The organism is Paenibacillus paeoniae (genome assembly GCF_003388735.1).
Lineage (GTDB): Bacteria > Bacillota > Bacilli > Paenibacillales > Paenibacillaceae > Pristimantibacillus > Pristimantibacillus paeoniae.
Genome location: NZ_QUBQ01000001.1, coordinates 1,628,372 through 1,645,109, shown reverse-complemented (window position 1 = coordinate 1,645,109; position 16,738 = coordinate 1,628,372). Strand labels below are relative to the sequence as shown.

Sequence of the window (16,738 nt, the reverse complement as noted above, 5' to 3'; positions counted from 1 at the left end):
TATTCTTATTGAAAACCTATTGCGAGAGGACTATTGTCGTGCGCTTATTCAAAGATTATTTCCTTGTCGGATTAACCGTTATTACGGCCATCATCCTATATACCACACTCTATCAGATGGCATCGCGCACCGATCAGCCGCTTGCCCAATCCGGAGTATTGCAATTAACCGAAGAGAACTGGAATAAGCACGACCTCTTCCAACTGGATGGGGAATGGAGCTTCTTTCCCAATCAGTTATTGACACCCCAGGAAATCGCAATGCAAGACACGGCATCCGGCACTTTTATACAAGTACCCGGCAATTGGAACGGCCAGTCACTTGCAAATGGAGTAGAAATGAACGGAAAAGGATTCGGTACATACCGCCTTTTGGTCGAAGGAGTGCCTACGGATCGGCAATTAGCGATTTCCAAGCGCTATATCCGCTTTGCAGACGCTTTATTTGTAGATGGCAAACAGCTGGGACAATCGGGAACGCCATCTGCCGATCCTACCTTATATGAACCGCGCAACATGCCCTATACTACTTATTTCTTTGCAGAAAAGCCCGAACTCGAAATCGTCATCCAAGTCGCCAATTATGAATACCGAGACGGCGGCATACTAAGTACTATTGAATTCGGATCCGGTCAGCAGATCGACGGCAAAATCAAACATCAAACAGGACTGGAATATATGATTATCAGCTTTATGATTGCATTCTCACTTCTGTTTTTCTATTCCTATCTTTTCATTCACAAGGATGTAAAGGTATTGTTGCAGGCAATCTTCTTTTTCTTTTTTGCGGTCATTATCTTCTCCAATGGAGAACGTCTGCTGCTGCAACTCTTTCATGATCTGTCCTTTGAACCTGCATTCAAAATCAAATATATCTCTTTATACGGGATAACCATCATCATTTACCAAATCATGACGCGAATCGTAGAATCCCGCAAAATGAAGCGGCTATTGCATGCTTCTACCGCACTTATCGTGATCTATGTAGTAACAATACTAACAACACCATTCCGGGTATACTCTTACGCTCAAGATGTCGTTTATGTATGGGGCTTAGTGATGTATGTGATCATCTTAGCCCATCTATTCCGTATGTATCTATTACGCCAGTATGGCACAATCAACCTCAGACAGTTCCAAATTTTAATAGCTTCCATATGGATCTTGCTTCTGAACAGTATATTGTCCATTCTGAGCACATGGAATATGATTGCGATGACGCTTGTTAACGGTTTATTTATTATGCAGCTCATCTCCTTCGCCATATTGCTGGTCTACCAATATGGACAGGCCTATAACGGGATGCAGCAACTGACTGGAAAGCTTCAGATTGCCGATCAAATGAAAGATGAATTTTTGCTGCTTACATCCCATGAATTGAATACACCGCTGCATGGTATTATTCATGTATCTCGCTCCCTGCTGGAAACACCGCTTAAAAAAGCGAATGAATACGAGATACAACAAAAGCTGAACCGGATACGCAATACCGCCTATCGCATGTCCAATACCGTCCATGATTTGATAGATGCGTCCCGCTTCAAAGACGGCAGCCTGAATATAACAATCGGAACTGTAGATCTGGTACCCTCGCTGTCCGTTGTTATGGAAGTATTCACAACGCTAGCTACCGGCAAGGGTGTATGTCTGCGTCAACACGTGCAGCAAGATGCCCGTTATGTCTCGGCTGACAGCAATCGTCTGATGCAGGTTCTCTATAACATTATGTATATTCTGATGGATGCTCATGCGCAAGACGAAATCGTACTCGAAACCAAGAGATCCGGGCGTCACGTTATTCTATCCGTAGGATTTGAAAAAAACGAGTCGGATTCGCGGAGCCAGGTCACTTCGAGTAGCTTGCCTAGCCGGGAATCTGCACATGCAATTGATGCCAGACTGGAGTTATCGCGAGAGCTGGTACAGCGAATGGGCGGAGAACTTGTAATGGACGAGTCAAATACTTGGGTGAAGCTGTATTTGTCAGCTGTTGATCATCCAATCGAGGAGGAAACTCCCGATGAGAACAACCAGGAAAACCTGAGCTTAGCCATGCACAATACAGCGTATGACGGGATGGAATATCCGACCTCAAAAGCCGTTACCATCTTGCTTGCGACAACGAATCTGATCGATCTGGAATATCTATACGGTTTGCTAACGATGGAAGGTTTTCAGATCAAAACGGCAGCTACAAGCGCTGAAGTGATGAAAACGATATCAAGTAGGGAGCGGCCAGATTTAATGATGATCGATGTACAGCTCCCTCCTCACAATGGTTATACGTTATGCCGGGAGCTGCGCAAGGACTTCAGCCAGGCGGAGCTGCCCGTACTATTTATTAATACGCGAAGCACCCCGGCCGATATCGAGACTTGCATTGCCGCACAAGGCAATGATTTTATTCATAGACCGCTGGACACATCCGAAATTCTGGTTCGCGTGCATACGCTGCTTGGCATGAAGAAGCTGGTGAAAGAAGCGGCGAGCCATGAGATGGCTTTCCTTCGTTCGCAGATTAAACCTCACTTCCTGTACAATGCGCTAGCAACTATCATGTCGCTTTGCTATACGGATGGTCCTCGTGCAGGGGAATTGCTCGGAAGCTTTAGCCGGTATTTGCGTATTCTATTTCATTCTGACAGCTCCGATGATATGATTCCGCTAAGCACAGAGATGGAGTTGATCGGAGCCTATGTCGACATTGAGATGGTTCGCTTCGGGTCTCGTCTGACCGTAGAGATTGACGCCGATCCCTCTTTGTATGCCTGCAAAGTGATGCCTCTGCTTATCGAGCCGCTAGTTGAGAACGCCATCCGTCATGGCGTATCCAAAAAAATTAGCGGCGGTACAGTAAAGCTGACGATCAAAAGACAGGAGCAATCCGTCATCGTGATCGTACAAGATGACGGAGTCGGTATGACTGCCGAGCAAGTGAGCGCCATGTATGAGCGCAAAACACCGGATCAGGGAATTGGCCTGCAAAATCTCATCCGCCGGATGAAACATTTGAACGGTCAAATCCCGCATATCGCAAGCATGCCTGGTCAAGGAACTACCGTAACCATTCAATTTCCGTACATGATATAAATCAAGATAAGTGAGGCGACACTATGCTGCAGGCTTTTCTCGTAGATGATGAGATTCATTCGATGTATATGTTGAAATTTTTCCTCCTGCAATCCGGCCAGGTCGAGATACTAGGCTGTTATAACAACGGCATAGAAGCGACGCTTCAGATGACGGGCTCTGATACGTCTCGTGTATGGTTTGTCGATATCGAGATGCCTGGCATGTCCGGCCTGGAGCTGGCGGAGCGAATTCATCAAGTCAATCCGCTTGACTTCGTAGTCTTCACTACCGCCTACGATCAATACGCGATTGAAGCCTTTGAACTAGCAGCCATCGACTACCTCCAGAAACCGATGGAGATGAGCCGATTGATGAAAACGATTGACCGATTGACTAAAGAGATTCATCTTAGGCATTCTGACCACTATCCGGCAACCAATAAGAAATTGGCGGTACGAATGTTTGGCGATTTTCAGGTCCTCTCTCCTATCGGCAAAAAACTAACATGGCGGACATCGAAAGAAAAGGAATTGTTCGCCTATCTGCTTCTTAATGGCCGCGAGCGTGTCAGCCGCGACAAACTTATCGAAGAATTATGGCCGGACGAGCCTTTCCATAAAGCTAAAGTCTATCTTCATACCTGCATCAGCCTTCTGCGCAAAAACTTGCGTCAATATGGATTAGAAGAAATCATTCATTATGAAAAAGAAGGTTACTATCTGGACCATATGGGACAATTATCTACTGATGTTGCCGCATTCACAGCCGGGATCGATCGGATTAAAAGTTTAAAGGAGAGCGGGATAAGCGAACTTCTGGCCGTGCTGGAGCATTACAAAAATCCGCTTCTCGATTCAGAGGATTACCACTGGGCTATCCTTAAAGCACAGCAACTAGAAAAATCTGCAGTTAATGTGATGCTTACGATCGGCAATCGTTATTTAGCACAAGAGCAATATGAGGATACGATCCATATAGCTGAACAGGCTGTTGTCATTTCTCCTTATGAGGAAGAGGCCTATCGGCTATTGATGCAGTCCTATTACTTGACAGGCAAACATGATCATGTTTTTCAGATATACAGAAAATTGGTGCTTAAACTTGCGGAATTGAGCATACAGCCATCTGAGCTTAGCCGTCGCATTTATGAGAAAATATGTTAGCTACTTCTGCACTGATTACAGATGCTCAATCTCCACAGAGCGTACATGGTCAATCTTTTTAATGGCATAATAGATTTCAGTTGTATATTGGAATTCCGGGACAGATAACGTCAAATCAATCCATTGACAGTTATTTTCGAGATCCTTTAATTTCATATAGCGAATTTTAAACTCACTGCTTTTATTTGGTTTATTCGGATATTTCCGTTCAATTAATTGAATAAGCTCGGTCATCCTTGCGTTAGGCTCGACTAAAATTCTGAGCGCGACATCATGTCTGCTCAATGATTGCGGTCCAATCCACTTGACAAGCACCGGTATCGCATTTACAGCAGTCATTAATAAAATCACACCAAAAAACGCCTCCATATAAAAACCAACTCCAATTGCAATCCCAAGAGCTGATGCGGACCAAATCAAGGCAGCAGACGTTAAGCCTGAAATCACCTCATTGCTTCTTCTTAAAATTACACCTGCTCCAATAAAGCCTACCCCGCTTACGATCTGAGCAGCCAGACGCATAGGATCCATATTGGGATGATTCATACCGCCAAATTTATCGAACGCATGAATCGAAACTATCGTAATTAAGCAACTCGCGACGCAAATCACCATACTTGGACGCAGTCCCAGCTGTTTTTGTTTTAATTGTCTGTCGATGCCAATCAACAAACCAAAAATCAATGCAAGCGACAATTTAAAAATCATTTCGAAACCCATCCGGATCACCTCATTCCATCAAAATAGTCATAAAAAAGAACCCTCTTTAAAAAGAGGGCCCTCATCAACACGTTCATTTCCTAGACTTCATGAATCGTGAATCATACACACTCAAAGAAGACTGCCCTGGGAAATAAGCGGGCCCTCTGATCCAATGAAGACTATTCCTATGAACCTGCATGAAAAAACCTCTTTTATCCGTGCATCTATGATAGACTTCACTATCCTACTTCCCATGGGTACCAACCTCCCCTTCCATCCGAGTGTGATGCTCAATCGCTGTTTTGAATTCTACTCGCTATCCAAGAGCCTGTCAATCCACGAAATGGATGAATAAAAAGAATTGACAAGTCATTTGATTTGCCATTATACTCGCTGAGTAAACGAAATCGAATGGAATAGTTCCTCGTTAGGTGAGGCTCCTATACAAACATAGGCCACTGCCCAGAAATATCGAAAGATGCCCATGGGTAGAACAGGGATTGTCGGATTAAGGCTTTCCATAATGTGGCTAAGAGACATTGCTCTCTTTACGTTGTATAGTGCCAAAACTCGACTAGGGGGAGATTAAAGTGTTTTTTTCGTGCACTTCTTTAACCCTCTATGTCTTTAGAGGGTTATTTTTATGGCGTCAGGGGGGATATCCAGCATGGATAGTAGTCAGAGTAGTAACATCCATCGTGAAAAGAAGCATATATCAGAGGGAATGAATCTGCTCTCTGTCACATCTATTCCATACTTTTATAGTCACGCCATCAAACTAGTGGGTGTATTTAAGCATGAGTAATTAGGGTGTGTACGATCGCAGAGTCTAACATCAACTCTCTCTGATAGCAGAGGGAGTTTTTTTGTTGGGCAAAAATTCAATATTTCAGGAGGAAACGACATGAAAACGTTTTTTAATAAAGATGAGGTCATGACTCAAAGCATCACTGAACGTCTCGTACAAGCATCCATCATAGTAGAAGAGGACATTCTCAATGAACTAAATTCGACGACTCAGGGTCTATCCGATCAAGAAGCAGCACTCAGACTTGAACAGTACGGTACCAATGAGTTAAGCCGTGATCAGCCGCCTGCATGGTTTATTCAATTTCTTGCTTGTTTCAAGAATCCGTTTATTCTCATCTTATTGTCGCTGGCTGCCTTCTCTTATGTAATGGACGAGGATATGGAAGCGGTCGTCATCATCTCAACAATGGTTGCCATCAGCATACTCATTACGTTCACCCAGGAATATCGGTCTACACGAACAGCCGAAAAATTAAAGGCCATGGTTAAAACAACCGCCAACGTTATTCGTCAATCCGATGAGAGGAAAATAGATTTGCGCTATGTAGTCCCCGGAGATATCATTCAGCTTGCTGCAGGGGATATGATTCCTGCTGATGTAAGGCTCATTCAAGCTAAGAACCTGCTTGTGAGTGAATCTGCCCTGACCGGTGAAGCCATGCCGGTAGAAAAAAGCGCTGCTATTCCGAAAGGCTTGGCAAAGCTGCGTATTTCTAAGAAGGACATCCATACGTTTGATCTAAACAATATGTGCTACATGGGTACAAATGTCATTAGCGGTTCAGCGAGGGCCGTCGTAGTTACAACCGGTATTCAAACCTATTGGGGCACCATGGCCAAACAATTAATCGGCAAAAAACCGCTCACTAGCTTTGATAAAGGCGTCAAAAGCATTACCTTTGTGCTTATTCGCTTTATGTTCATTATGATCCCCATTATTTTGCTGATTAATGGATTCACCAAGGGAGATTGGCTGGAGGCGCTCTTGTTTGGTTTATCTGTAGCTGTGGGACTGACGCCTGAGATGCTGCCTGTTATTGTTGCAGGCAATTTGGCCAAAGGCGCCGTTGCCATGTCCCGGAAGAAGGTCGTCATCAAAAGACTAAATGCCATTCAAAACCTCGGGGCAATGGATGTTCTATGTACAGATAAAACCGGCACGCTAACGGAAGATAAAATCATATTGGAGAAACACATCAATATTGATGGAGAAGCGGACCCTAAAGTTTTAGAATATGCCTACTTGAACGGCTTTTACCAAACCGGTCTTCGAAATTTGCTTGATGAAGCCGTGCTGGAGCATGCTTTCCAATCGAATATCATTGGGGTTGAAAAGGAGTACGGCAAGCTTGATGAAATTCCGTTTGACTTTGATCGCCGTCGAATGAGTGTTGTGGTGAAAAACAATGATACAACGGACATTCTGATTTGTAAGGGTGCACCAGAAGAAGTGATCAGCAACTGCGCGTATACATCCATTCATGGCGCTTCTACTCCCCTTACCCAAGAAATCAAGTCCAACATGCTTCAACTCGTCAATGAAATGAATCAGGATGGCTTGCGTGTATTAGCGGTAGCTGTGCGTACTACGGAATCTCAAGGATTGCCGTATGGCGTTCATGATGAAACCGATATGGAGCTGATTGGCTTCCTTGCGTTTCTTGATCCACCAAAGGAAACGGCAAAGGCAGCGATTCATGCCCTGAAAGAAAACGGGATCACAATCAAAGTCATTACAGGAGATAATGAATTTGTCACTCGCAAGGTGTGTCAAGATGTGGGCATTGAGGTGGATAAGGTCATACTGGGCACTCAGATTGACGAATGGTCAGATGACCAGTTGGCTGTACTTGCTGAACAAACTACGATTTTCGCAAAAATAAATCCCCTTCAAAAAGCGAGAATTGTTCGTGTACTCAAATCAAAAGGACATACCGTTGGGTTTTTAGGTGACGGAATTAATGATGCTGTAGCTTTAAAAGAGTCCGATGTAGGCATCTCAGTAGACACCGCCATCGATATTGCAAAAGAATCAGCGGATATTATTCTACTTGAGAAGAGTCTAATGGTATTGGAACAAGGCGTCATTCAGGGACGAATAACTTTTGGCAACATCATCAAATATATTAAAATGACGGCGAGCTCGAATTTCGGCAACATGTTCAGCGTTCTGGTAGCAAGTGCTTTTATTCCTTTTTTACCTATGCTGCCGATTCACTTGCTTATCCAAAACTTATTTTATGACGTTTCTCAAATCTCCATCCCCTGGGATAAAATGGATAAGGAGTATTTGAAAAAGCCACAAAAATGGGACTCTAAATCAGTTAGCAGATTTATGGTGTTTATCGGTCCAATCAGTTCCATCTTTGATATCACCACATATGCATTAATGTGGTACGTCTTCTCAGCCAATTCGGTAGAACATCAATCCTTATTCCAATCCGGGTGGTTTATTGAAGGATTATTATCCCAGACGCTGATTGTACACATGATTCGTACGGAGAAAATCCCATTCATTCAAAGCACGGCAAGCCGGCCTGTCTTAGTTTTGACCGCGCTCATTATGTGCTTGGGTGTCTACATCCCGTTCAGCCCATTTGGGTCAGCCATCGGATTAGAGCCGCTGCCCATGTCGTATTTCCCATGGCTTGTCGTAACCTTGTTAAGCTATTGCTTGCTGACACAGGCCGTGAAAAAATGGTACATCAGAAGATTTAACGAATGGTTGTAATCTAAAGGGCTTAGGGCGATACAACCATTGTATCGCCCTAAGGCGCATCAGGAAAATATTGCGGAGCTTCACGTCGATCGTGCATGCCATAATCTCTTATGATGTTGACACGATGAATCCGAGCTGTATCGTCCAATTTCACGTGCTTCTCAAAAGCCTCCGCATCCGCGGCATGACGCCAGTTCAGCAGTGAAATGAATTGACCTGACTCCAAAACCGCATCGAAAATATCCCAAGAAATAAGTCCTTCATGTTCGAGTGAAAGTCCAAAGTCTTGTTTCATCTCATCTACTGTATGATTCACAAGCCAGTCAGTTGATTTATTGATTTCGATTAACGTTACGGTGGTTCCTTCCCCCACCTCCGTTAGATCGGAGCGTTGTTCAGTAATGCTGGATACAATCTGACCTACCCGCAAATGATAATCGTTTAGTAGTTCATTACGCCCTTTTGTTTGAACTTCATGGTGGTTCACTTGTGTGCGCCAACGTACAACAGACTTCTCATCTCGCCAAGTGGATAACGACAAAATCCAAGAAGCGCGTGTCAAGCTTCGATATCTGACGTTAGAAATGAAACCCTCTACTGCCGTTAATTCAGGGCGCAGCAACTTGGCATTTTCAAGATAATCCTTCCATTGCTCCGCTTTCGGTTGTACTTCAAAAATGACAGAAAACATATAATACCTCCTATTTTTATTACCGGTCCAATGCTTAAAATCGACTAATCGAAAACGCCGAAATATCCACGTCATTTTTACCTGAAACAATCAAATTACTCAAAGCTTGTCCAACTGCGCTGCTAAACTTGAATCCATGTCCCGAGAAGCCTGCCGCAATGGCGACGTTGGAATACTTCGGATGTAGGTCGATAACAAAATCCTCATCAGGCGTTAGCGTATACATGCACGTTTTCCCATACTTTAAGTGTTCCACGTCAGGAATATAGTGATTCAAAAATTGAGTCAGCTCCTCTGCATCCCCTGCCAGCTCACCAAATCCCGGTATCGATTCATCTGGATGGATGGGCAAACCGCCATCATGACGACCTACTTTAATACCGCTGCCATCCATACTCGGAAATCCATAATAAACGCCTTGAGGCGTCATAAAATCAAAGGCCGGAAACTTATGTTGATTATAGCTCTCTTCATCAGCCTCGAACCAAGCAAATGTCTTCCTTACAGGTGTAAGAGGAATGTCCAAATCCAGCATAGATAACAAATCCCCTGACCATGCTCCTGCCGCAACAACCAATGAATTCGCATAATAGGTTTGTCCATCTGTCTGAATCGTAACCCTCTCATCTTGAATAGAAATTTTCTTCACCCTGCTATTGGTGAGGATCGTAGCACCGTTCGATTCAGCAAGCTCTTGATAAGCTTCAATACATGCTTCACACTTCAGCACGCCCGATGCAGGTTCGAAACAGCCCATGAAATCGCTCGGTATCGTAATCCCAGGCCAACGCTTTTGGACTTCATTTGCATCCAATACATCGAGAGACAACGAATACCTCTTGGCACTAGAGATAATATTATGAATAGATTCGGAATCCGATTGACCGATACTGAGAACGCCCGTTTTCAGAAATAGTTGCTTACCCGTAGCCTGTTCTAATTCATTCCATAATTGTTGCGCTCTAAGGACAAATGGGACATATTCCTCCCCCTCGGCATAAGCATGACGAATGATTCTTGTCTCTCCATGATGACTTCCTTTGGTATGCGGTGGGTTAAAGGAGTCTAATAATAACGTTTTTTTCCCGCTCTTGGATAAAAAATAACCTGCTGCCATTCCCATTGATCCTGCACCAACTATAATCACATCATAGTTCACAGCTATTCCCTCCACATCCAGAACCTATCCTTGTATTTCATAAATTATAGTTGATAGGCCAAGGTCGAAGCAATCATGAACCTTATTTGAGTTTAATTACGACCTTTCCTTTAGCCCTTCCGCTTTCCAGATATTGAAACGCTTGCTCTGTATCTTCAAATTGAAACACTTGATCCATAACGGGAACAATGTGCCCTTCTTCAACAAGCTCTTTAATCACATTTAGCTGCGCTCCACTAGGTTTCATAAAGAGGAAGTGATAGCTAGTGCCGCTTTTCTTCTCCAGCGCAGTAATCTTATGGCTTACAATGGACAGAATCGTTGTCTTCAACCAGCCTAAGCCGGCTTCCTTTCCAAATCTCGCATTAGGCAGACCGGAGATGGATACGATTTTTCCGTTTGGTTTCAGCACTTGGAATGACTTCTCCAAGGCGGCTCCGCCCAAAGTATCGTACACCGCATCATAGCCCGTAAGCAGTTCTTCAAATTTCTCTTTCTTATAATTAATGATTTGATCAGCGCCCAGTGATTGAACCAAATCATACCCTTTCTCGCTTGCAGTTGTAGCGACATAAGCGCCCATCCGCTTGGCTAGTTGAATAGCAAAGGTGCCTACTCCACCTGATCCTGCATGAATCAATATTTTTTGCCCTTTTTGAAGCTTCAAAATGTCATAAAAGGCTTGGTAAGTCGTAAGTCCAACGAGCGGGATAGAAGCCGCTTCTTCAAAGGTTAGATTCCGTGGTTTAAGAGAAATATCTTCTTCATGAACGGCCATATATTCAGCTAATGTTCCAATCCTGTCTTTGCGAGGTCTTCCATAAACCTCATCACCGGGTTTAAATGCATTCACATGTTTTCCAACCTTGACTATTACTCCAGAGAAATCATTTCCCAGGGTTAAAGGAAACTCATACTTAAGCAGCAGCTTTACCTTTCCCTCTTTTATTTTAAAATCGATAGGATTTAAGCTGGCTGCATACATTTCCACCAATACATCATGATCTCCGATTATAGGCAGAGGTCTTTCCATCATAACTAAAGGAACGTTTTTCCCATATTTCTCAATGACCATGGCTTTCACATAAATCACTCCCATTGTAATTATTCGTTTAAACATATAAACCAATAGTTCAAAAAAACCTCTTATTCTATTTCATGTGCAGTTGAATGGTTGCACTGAGCTTCAATTGCAGAGATTAATGATTTGAGTTGTTCTAATGGTTTGCGAACAGTCAGGACGTAGTAGTTCTCTACACTCTTTTTCTCGTAACTAACGTAGCCAGACTGCTTTAACACTTTCAAATGATGAGAGATGGCCGGACGGGACAAATCAATATGTTCCGCTATCGTATTCACATTAAGACCTGACTTATGCTTTGCGAGCAGCAAGATGATAGCTTGACGTTTTTCATCCGTCAGTACATCCAGTAAAGGAATACATTCTTTGAATTGCTCTACAATATGCTCTGTGTTGTGGCTCATCTACTCCACCTCCCGTTTATTCGTTTAATCATTTAAACTTATTATAACCGACTGATTGATAAAATCAAGCAGCCCTATTTTTAATTCTGCTGAAAGATGAATAAATCAGATAAGCCGATCGAAAAACGGAATTAGATGATCATATTTAATGAGGAATCCAAACGCCTCTTGTCCAAGCCATCTGCAACCCAACTCGTTCCATATTGTTTTGACTTTGACTTCCAAAGCTTGCTTGCGCCACAACCAGTTCATAGCCTGCTTTATATGCTTCATGCATGCGCCATTTCAATAATGAAGTTTGTAATCCATTCCGTCTAAATTGGGGCGCTGTGGCAGCTAACGTCAAGGATGCGATGTTGCCGCTGCCATACATTACAGCTACAGCAGCCGGCTCCTCTTTCCAATAAGCCAAATACAACCTCCAGCCAGGGCGGTTGAGCAAACCTATGTTATTATTTGCAAAGTGGTGTTTATGAATGATGTCCATACCCGATCCTACACAATGTATGCCTGCAAAATGGTCAAACTCATGTTCATCATAGATTTGACGGATCTTTATTTCGGGAGGGAGTTCAGGCGCTTCCATACCAGGTAATCCATAGAGTACAGAGTGAAACCCCTCTTGGAATAGACCACTCTCCGATAAATGTCTGAAGAGCTTCGGACTTACTCCGATAGGGTCTATCTCTAGCTGAAATCTCCGTTCCCTTTCACGATAAAAGGTCATGACTTCTTCCAATCTATCTATATCTTCATCTGAGTAACCTTTAACCGAATTGAATAAGCCCCAGGGCATGGATTGAATATAGAAGGCAATCGCGTTCCCTGCTCTCTTTATTTCTACCCCTGCTATGTTATTGCTTCGTTCGCTGATGGAGCTGATTCTGGAGTGAAAAAATTCTATTTCGGATCGTTGTATCCGTCTAGCCAATTCTTCATTTACAACTGGCAATCTCATATCTAGACGCCTCCAGCTCTTGGATTGATCACTGACTCCATTTATTCACTTATTATGTGGGCATTCAAAAACGGAAGAATCGTATCATTCACTAAGATTGGTTTTTCTCTAATCATGTGGGGGCTGTGGCTTCCGCCCGGCACAACAAGGTACTGTGATCCTTTGACCAGAGAAGATAGATGTTTAACTCTCTCCTCTCCGGCAAATGCATCATGTTCGCCTGTAATAAATAGAGAGGGACATCGAATGCCCCTAAGCTGGCTCTCCGTAAGCTGCGGATATAGACGCCAATCTCGCGCGGCTTGTCTCATATGCTCTTCCCAATTTCCTTTATGCGCTTCCTGATGTCTTTCTGTCATCTGATGAATCATGCCATGCAGCCCTTCAGCCACTATCCACTCCGGTTCGAATTGTTCAACACCCGTTGGATCGCAAAAACCACTAGTCCCAATGGTGGTAAGCGTCACTACTCGATCAGAATGATGTACAGCGAGGTAAAGTCCCACATTGGCTCCTAAGCTGTAGCCGATCAGATGGGCCTTTGGAATTCCCAATTGGTTCATGAATACTATTATATCATCGACAAGTTGAGGTGTAGACCACTCCAGACTTTCACATCTCGTTCTGCCGTGCCCTCGGAAATCCGGAAAGTAACACGTATATGCCCTTTGAAAATCCAGCATTTGACTCGCAAATGCCAATATTCCGCGTGAATAGCCACTGTGCAAAAAGATGACAGGCTCCCCACTCCCCATTTTTTCGTAAAACATATCCAAGTCTCCAAGCTTTATATGAGGCAATATCGTGATCCTCCTTAACAACTGTTATCTAAAAACTTAAGAATAGTATCGTTTACAAATACGGGGTTTTCTCGGCTCATATGAGGTCTATGGCTGCAGCCAGGTACAATTACATAGCGCGAATGAGGAATTAACTTGGTTACTCGTTTTAGCTCGTCTTCCGGAGCGTATTCATCATATTCTCCAGCAATAAACAATGCAGGACATTCCATTCCAGATAATTGATCATCAGTCAACTGCGGGTATGTGCGCCAATCCTTTATTTTTTGCCTCAAAAATTGCTGCCAATTCCCCATATGCGCATCCTGATGTCTTTCTTCCATGGATCTAATAAAATCATCTTTTCCGTGTTGAATCAGCCATTCTGGTTCGAATGCTTCTGAGCCCATCGCTGCCACAAAGCCGCTTTGACCAATGGAAGTTAAGGTTGCCACTCTATGCGGCTGGTTAAGGGCACAATAAAGAGCGACCCCTCCCCCCATGCCATACCCTATCAAATGAGCTTTTGGAATCTGAAGCTGATCCATAAAATCAATTATATCGTCTGCATGCTGCGGGGTACTCCATTCAAGCGAGTCGCTCTTCGTTCTTCCATGTCCTCTGAAATCCGGAAAATAACAATTATACCTTGCTTGAAAATCGAGTATTTGACTCGCAAATGCCAATATGCCACGGGAAAATCCACTATGCAAAAAGATGATCGGACGTCCGCTCCCCATCCGTTCGTAATAGATTTCTACGTTTTTACATGGGATATAGGGCACTCTCGTTCAACTCCTCCATAGTGAATAGATGCTTCTCCAAGTTGAAGTAGTAGTTGCCGCTTATGGAAGTAAACTCGTAGACACAATAGTCAGGATCATCTATCCCGAGTGAATAGTACTTCTCATCCCCTTCTGTCCAAAGCAATTTTCTGCTTGCACTGTCATGGCAGACCTTCATTTCCCCAATCAGCATAAGCCCGTTGCCTTCACCCGCAAAATAGAGACACGCCTTAGCATTGGCCAAAAATTGTTTGGTTCGAATGGAAGAGGTGTTGGTTGAAAACCAAAAGGTAGATAAGCCCTTATGTACCTTTCTAAACATTTGCTTTGTGTTTGGAAAGCCATTTTCATCAACAGAACTGACCATGATGGTACGAGCCCCTTCTACCAAAGACGTCATTTGCTTCAAAGTAACGGTATTTATGATCATTGCATTACTCCTCGCATTGTTTTAGGTTATGTAGCACTTTCGCAAGCATGTTGTCGAGCTGGTCGATCTCCTTGTCCGAGAATCCCTGGTAAAACATTTCATTCATCTGTGCCGTCACTTTGTCATACGTATCGCTTAGCGCTTTGGCCTGCGGGGTTAGCGTGATCCGTGTCTGTCTGCGATCCTTTGGATCTGGATTGCGCTCAATATGACCTTGCTCACTCATGCGATCCAGCATGCTCGTAAGTGTCGTTTTGGCAAGCGAAGTCTTCTCTCCTAGTTCTGTGATCGTCACATTATCCCTCTGCCAGAGAACAAATAAGATGCGTCCTTGAGCGCCATTGAACTCCTCGATTGCATGTTCCTTAAGGAGTTTTTCAAAAATCCGATTGCTAAGCTGTCTAATTTGGGAGACATAAAATCCCCCGCGCGTTTCTTTTTTCATGAGGCACCACCTTATTCTTACTATATAGGATAATACTATATAGTACTAATTGCAAGCGGGTTTTTGGATAACTGTTCCAGCTCCTTTATCTATAATGCTTGATAGGTAAATAGTATTCTTCGAGTCTTCTGATTCCATAGTTAACAAAACACTAGAGTCCCATTGGATTTCATTGATCGCTCATGTTGCTTTATGGTTAAGCTTGTCTTCTGTACTCAGCAAACTGCTAGTTGAGATTTATTTCATTGTGGGAGTACATCTGTGAAACGAAATGGAAATTATCGATCAATGACCCATACACCATTTTCGGGATCTCGATACCCAGAAAAATAGTTGAAATACATTGAACTAATGGTCAAAGGTTCTACTCTACCTAAAATCGCTGTACATCTTGAAATCCATATAACTACTGCATTCCACTGGAGACATAAAAACTTGAACGCATTGGGAAGTCTTAGCTTTAACAAGAAGTTTGCCAAGATCAAGGGATTGCAATTCGAAACGGTCGATTGAAGATTTAGATGTAACGTTTTCAAGGAGTTGCTAGAGATTCATTCATTAGTATTTTTAAATTTTCGAATAATATAACTTAGTAAAATAATCGTGATGATACATATAACGACTCCTGCAATACTAATACTAAATTCATCTTTTCGAATGGTCATAATTTTTAAAATACCAACATTAAATAAATGACCTATTAAAGAATACATTACTATAATTGCCGCTACTATTAAATAAACGTTCCTTCTCGTCATCATTCGTTCCCCCAATCCTTTTCTATGAAGTATTGTACTATATATGATTTTTCTTGCAAAATTAGTTTCAAAAACAACAACATTTACGAAAACAGCCATAGGTAAAGAAGCAGCCGATCAGAGCGATCGACTGCTTTTCTGTATGTATGGAGCATCTGCTTATCACTGTTTATAATCCTCGCTTAATAACCCGTATATTTCTAAATCAACAATTCCTTTACCTGACCACACACTCGCTTGCCGGAGAGTTCCTTCATGCACAAAGTCATTTTTCAAAAGCACTTTCTTGGAGCTGTCATTTTGGAGCATGACCTCAGCTTGGATACGGTTCACACGTACTAAATTAAACAAGAAAAAAATAGCCAGACTGACGGCCTCCGTAGCTATACCTCTCCCCCATTGCGTTCGCGCTAAAAAATATCCGATTGTCACCATGTTAACTCTTTGATTGAAATCAAATGCTTCCATAATGCCTACAAGCTTTTGAGGTTCACTTTTATGAAATATTCCCCACTTTATTCTCGATTGTTTATTAAAATCCCTTTCAAAATGACTAATCATGTTTTTGACCGTAGCTTTATTGCTCTTCGGTATAATGCCACAATATTCAAAAACGTGGTCATCGCTGTAGATGCCATATAACTCTTCCAGATGAATGTCTTCGATTTTTGTTAATATGATGTTGTCGGATTCCAAAATCGGAAACTCGCTGAAAACCAGATCAATATTCACTAGCCGCATCCCCCCAGTCCGCTGTATTCTCACTGCTTCTAATATAATACA

Annotated in this window: 14 protein-coding genes, 1 pseudogene and 1 riboswitch; of the genes and pseudogenes, 4 read left to right on the top strand and 11 right to left on the bottom strand. The window is 42.9% G+C overall.

Going from position 1 to position 16,738, the window contains the following annotated elements:
- Window positions 1–38: 38 nt before the first annotated feature.
- Window positions 39–3,089: a histidine kinase gene (locus tag DX130_RS07385; RefSeq protein WP_116044023.1), complete on the top strand. Its 3,051-nt coding sequence runs from the start codon at window positions 39–41 to the stop codon at window positions 3,087–3,089.
- Window positions 3,090–3,112: 23 nt separating this feature from the next.
- Complete coding sequence (locus tag DX130_RS07380; RefSeq protein ID WP_116044021.1) at window positions 3,113–4,234, top strand: response regulator; 1,122 nt, start codon at window positions 3,113–3,115, stop codon at window positions 4,232–4,234.
- Between the two features lie 15 nt (window positions 4,235–4,249).
- Here the strand turns inward: DX130_RS07380 and DX130_RS07375 are convergent, their stop codons facing one another.
- On the bottom strand, window positions 4,250–4,954 hold the full coding sequence (locus DX130_RS07375; protein ID WP_116044019.1) for an MgtC/SapB family protein: 705 nt from the start codon (window positions 4,952–4,954) through the stop codon (window positions 4,250–4,252).
- 398 nt (window positions 4,955–5,352) lie between these two features.
- A riboswitch (M-box (ykoK) riboswitch) is annotated at window positions 5,353–5,524 on the top strand.
- A gap of 346 nt (window positions 5,525–5,870) precedes the next feature.
- On the opposite strand from DX130_RS07375, the gene mgtA reads away from it, so the two are divergent.
- On the top strand, window positions 5,871–8,477 hold the full coding sequence (gene mgtA, locus DX130_RS07370; protein ID WP_240644339.1) for a magnesium-translocating P-type ATPase: 2,607 nt from the start codon (window positions 5,871–5,873) through the stop codon (window positions 8,475–8,477).
- A 37-nt stretch (window positions 8,478–8,514) separates the two neighbouring features.
- On the opposite strand, the gene DX130_RS07365 is transcribed toward mgtA, so the two are convergent.
- From DX130_RS07365 to DX130_RS07325, 9 genes are all read right to left on the bottom strand, one after another.
- Complete coding sequence (locus DX130_RS07365; protein WP_116044016.1) at window positions 8,515–9,156, bottom strand: antibiotic biosynthesis monooxygenase family protein; 642 nt, start codon at window positions 9,154–9,156, stop codon at window positions 8,515–8,517.
- Window positions 9,157–9,190: 34 nt separating this feature from the next.
- Window positions 9,191–10,315, bottom strand: coding sequence for an N-methyl-L-tryptophan oxidase (gene solA, locus DX130_RS07360; RefSeq protein ID WP_116044014.1), 1,125 nt, complete (start codon window positions 10,313–10,315; stop codon window positions 9,191–9,193).
- A gap of 82 nt (window positions 10,316–10,397) precedes the next feature.
- Complete coding sequence (locus DX130_RS07355; RefSeq protein ID WP_116045797.1) at window positions 10,398–11,399, bottom strand: NADP-dependent oxidoreductase; 1,002 nt, start codon at window positions 11,397–11,399, stop codon at window positions 10,398–10,400.
- 62 nt (window positions 11,400–11,461) lie between these two features.
- Entirely contained in the window at window positions 11,462–11,800 is a 339-nt protein-coding gene (locus DX130_RS07350) for an ArsR/SmtB family transcription factor (protein WP_116044012.1), read from the bottom strand.
- 145 nt (window positions 11,801–11,945) lie between these two features.
- Window positions 11,946–12,758: an N-acetyltransferase gene (locus tag DX130_RS07345; protein WP_116044011.1), complete on the bottom strand. Its 813-nt coding sequence runs from the start codon at window positions 12,756–12,758 to the stop codon at window positions 11,946–11,948.
- Between the two features lie 41 nt (window positions 12,759–12,799).
- The gene (locus DX130_RS07340; protein WP_240644338.1) at window positions 12,800–13,528 is read right to left on the bottom strand and encodes an alpha/beta fold hydrolase; all 729 of its coding nucleotides are present in this window, start codon (window positions 13,526–13,528) and stop codon (window positions 12,800–12,802) included.
- Between the two features lie 44 nt (window positions 13,529–13,572).
- The gene (locus DX130_RS07335; protein WP_206098767.1) at window positions 13,573–14,322 is read right to left on the bottom strand and encodes an alpha/beta fold hydrolase; all 750 of its coding nucleotides are present in this window, start codon (window positions 14,320–14,322) and stop codon (window positions 13,573–13,575) included.
- Window positions 14,303–14,752, bottom strand: coding sequence for a pyridoxamine 5'-phosphate oxidase family protein (locus DX130_RS07330; protein WP_116044009.1), 450 nt, complete (start codon window positions 14,750–14,752; stop codon window positions 14,303–14,305). The genes DX130_RS07335 and DX130_RS07330 overlap by 20 nt, the downstream gene beginning before the upstream one ends.
- A 4-nt stretch (window positions 14,753–14,756) precedes the next feature.
- Window positions 14,757–15,197: a MarR family transcriptional regulator gene (locus DX130_RS07325; protein ID WP_116044007.1), complete on the bottom strand. Its 441-nt coding sequence runs from the start codon at window positions 15,195–15,197 to the stop codon at window positions 14,757–14,759.
- 243 nt (window positions 15,198–15,440) lie between these two features.
- Here DX130_RS07325 and DX130_RS07320 point away from each other — a divergent pair.
- Window positions 15,441–15,665: pseudogene (locus DX130_RS07320) on the top strand (transposase); the annotation flags it as partial.
- Between the two features lie 452 nt (window positions 15,666–16,117).
- Here the strand turns inward: DX130_RS07320 and DX130_RS07310 are convergent.
- Complete coding sequence (locus tag DX130_RS07310) at window positions 16,118–16,687, bottom strand: GNAT family N-acetyltransferase (protein WP_116044003.1); 570 nt, start codon at window positions 16,685–16,687, stop codon at window positions 16,118–16,120.
- Window positions 16,688–16,738 lie beyond the last annotated feature (51 nt).

Bases quoted from the DNA above. Each gene is read 5' to 3' on its own strand.
- DX130_RS07365 (WP_116044016.1), bottom strand. From the start codon at position 9,156: ATGTTTTCTGTCATTTTTGAAGTACAACCGAAAGCGGAGCAATGGAAG.
- DX130_RS07350 (WP_116044012.1), bottom strand. From the start codon at position 11,800: ATGAGCCACAACACAGAGCATATTGTAGAGCAATTCAAAGAATGTATT.
- DX130_RS07380 (WP_116044021.1), top strand. From the start codon at position 3,113: ATGCTGCAGGCTTTTCTCGTAGATGATGAGATTCATTCGATGTATATG.
- DX130_RS07325 (WP_116044007.1), bottom strand. From the start codon at position 15,197: ATGAAAAAAGAAACGCGCGGGGGATTTTATGTCTCCCAAATTAGACAG.
- DX130_RS07330 (WP_116044009.1), bottom strand. From the start codon at position 14,752: ATGATCATAAATACCGTTACTTTGAAGCAAATGACGTCTTTGGTAGAA.
- DX130_RS07375 (WP_116044019.1), bottom strand. From the start codon at position 4,954: ATGGGTTTCGAAATGATTTTTAAATTGTCGCTTGCATTGATTTTTGGT.
- DX130_RS07340 (WP_240644338.1), bottom strand. From the start codon at position 13,528: ATGTTTTACGAAAAAATGGGGAGTGGGGAGCCTGTCATCTTTTTGCAC.
- mgtA (WP_240644339.1), top strand. From the start codon at position 5,871: ATGACTCAAAGCATCACTGAACGTCTCGTACAAGCATCCATCATAGTA.
- DX130_RS07345 (WP_116044011.1), bottom strand. From the start codon at position 12,758: ATGAGATTGCCAGTTGTAAATGAAGAATTGGCTAGACGGATACAACGA.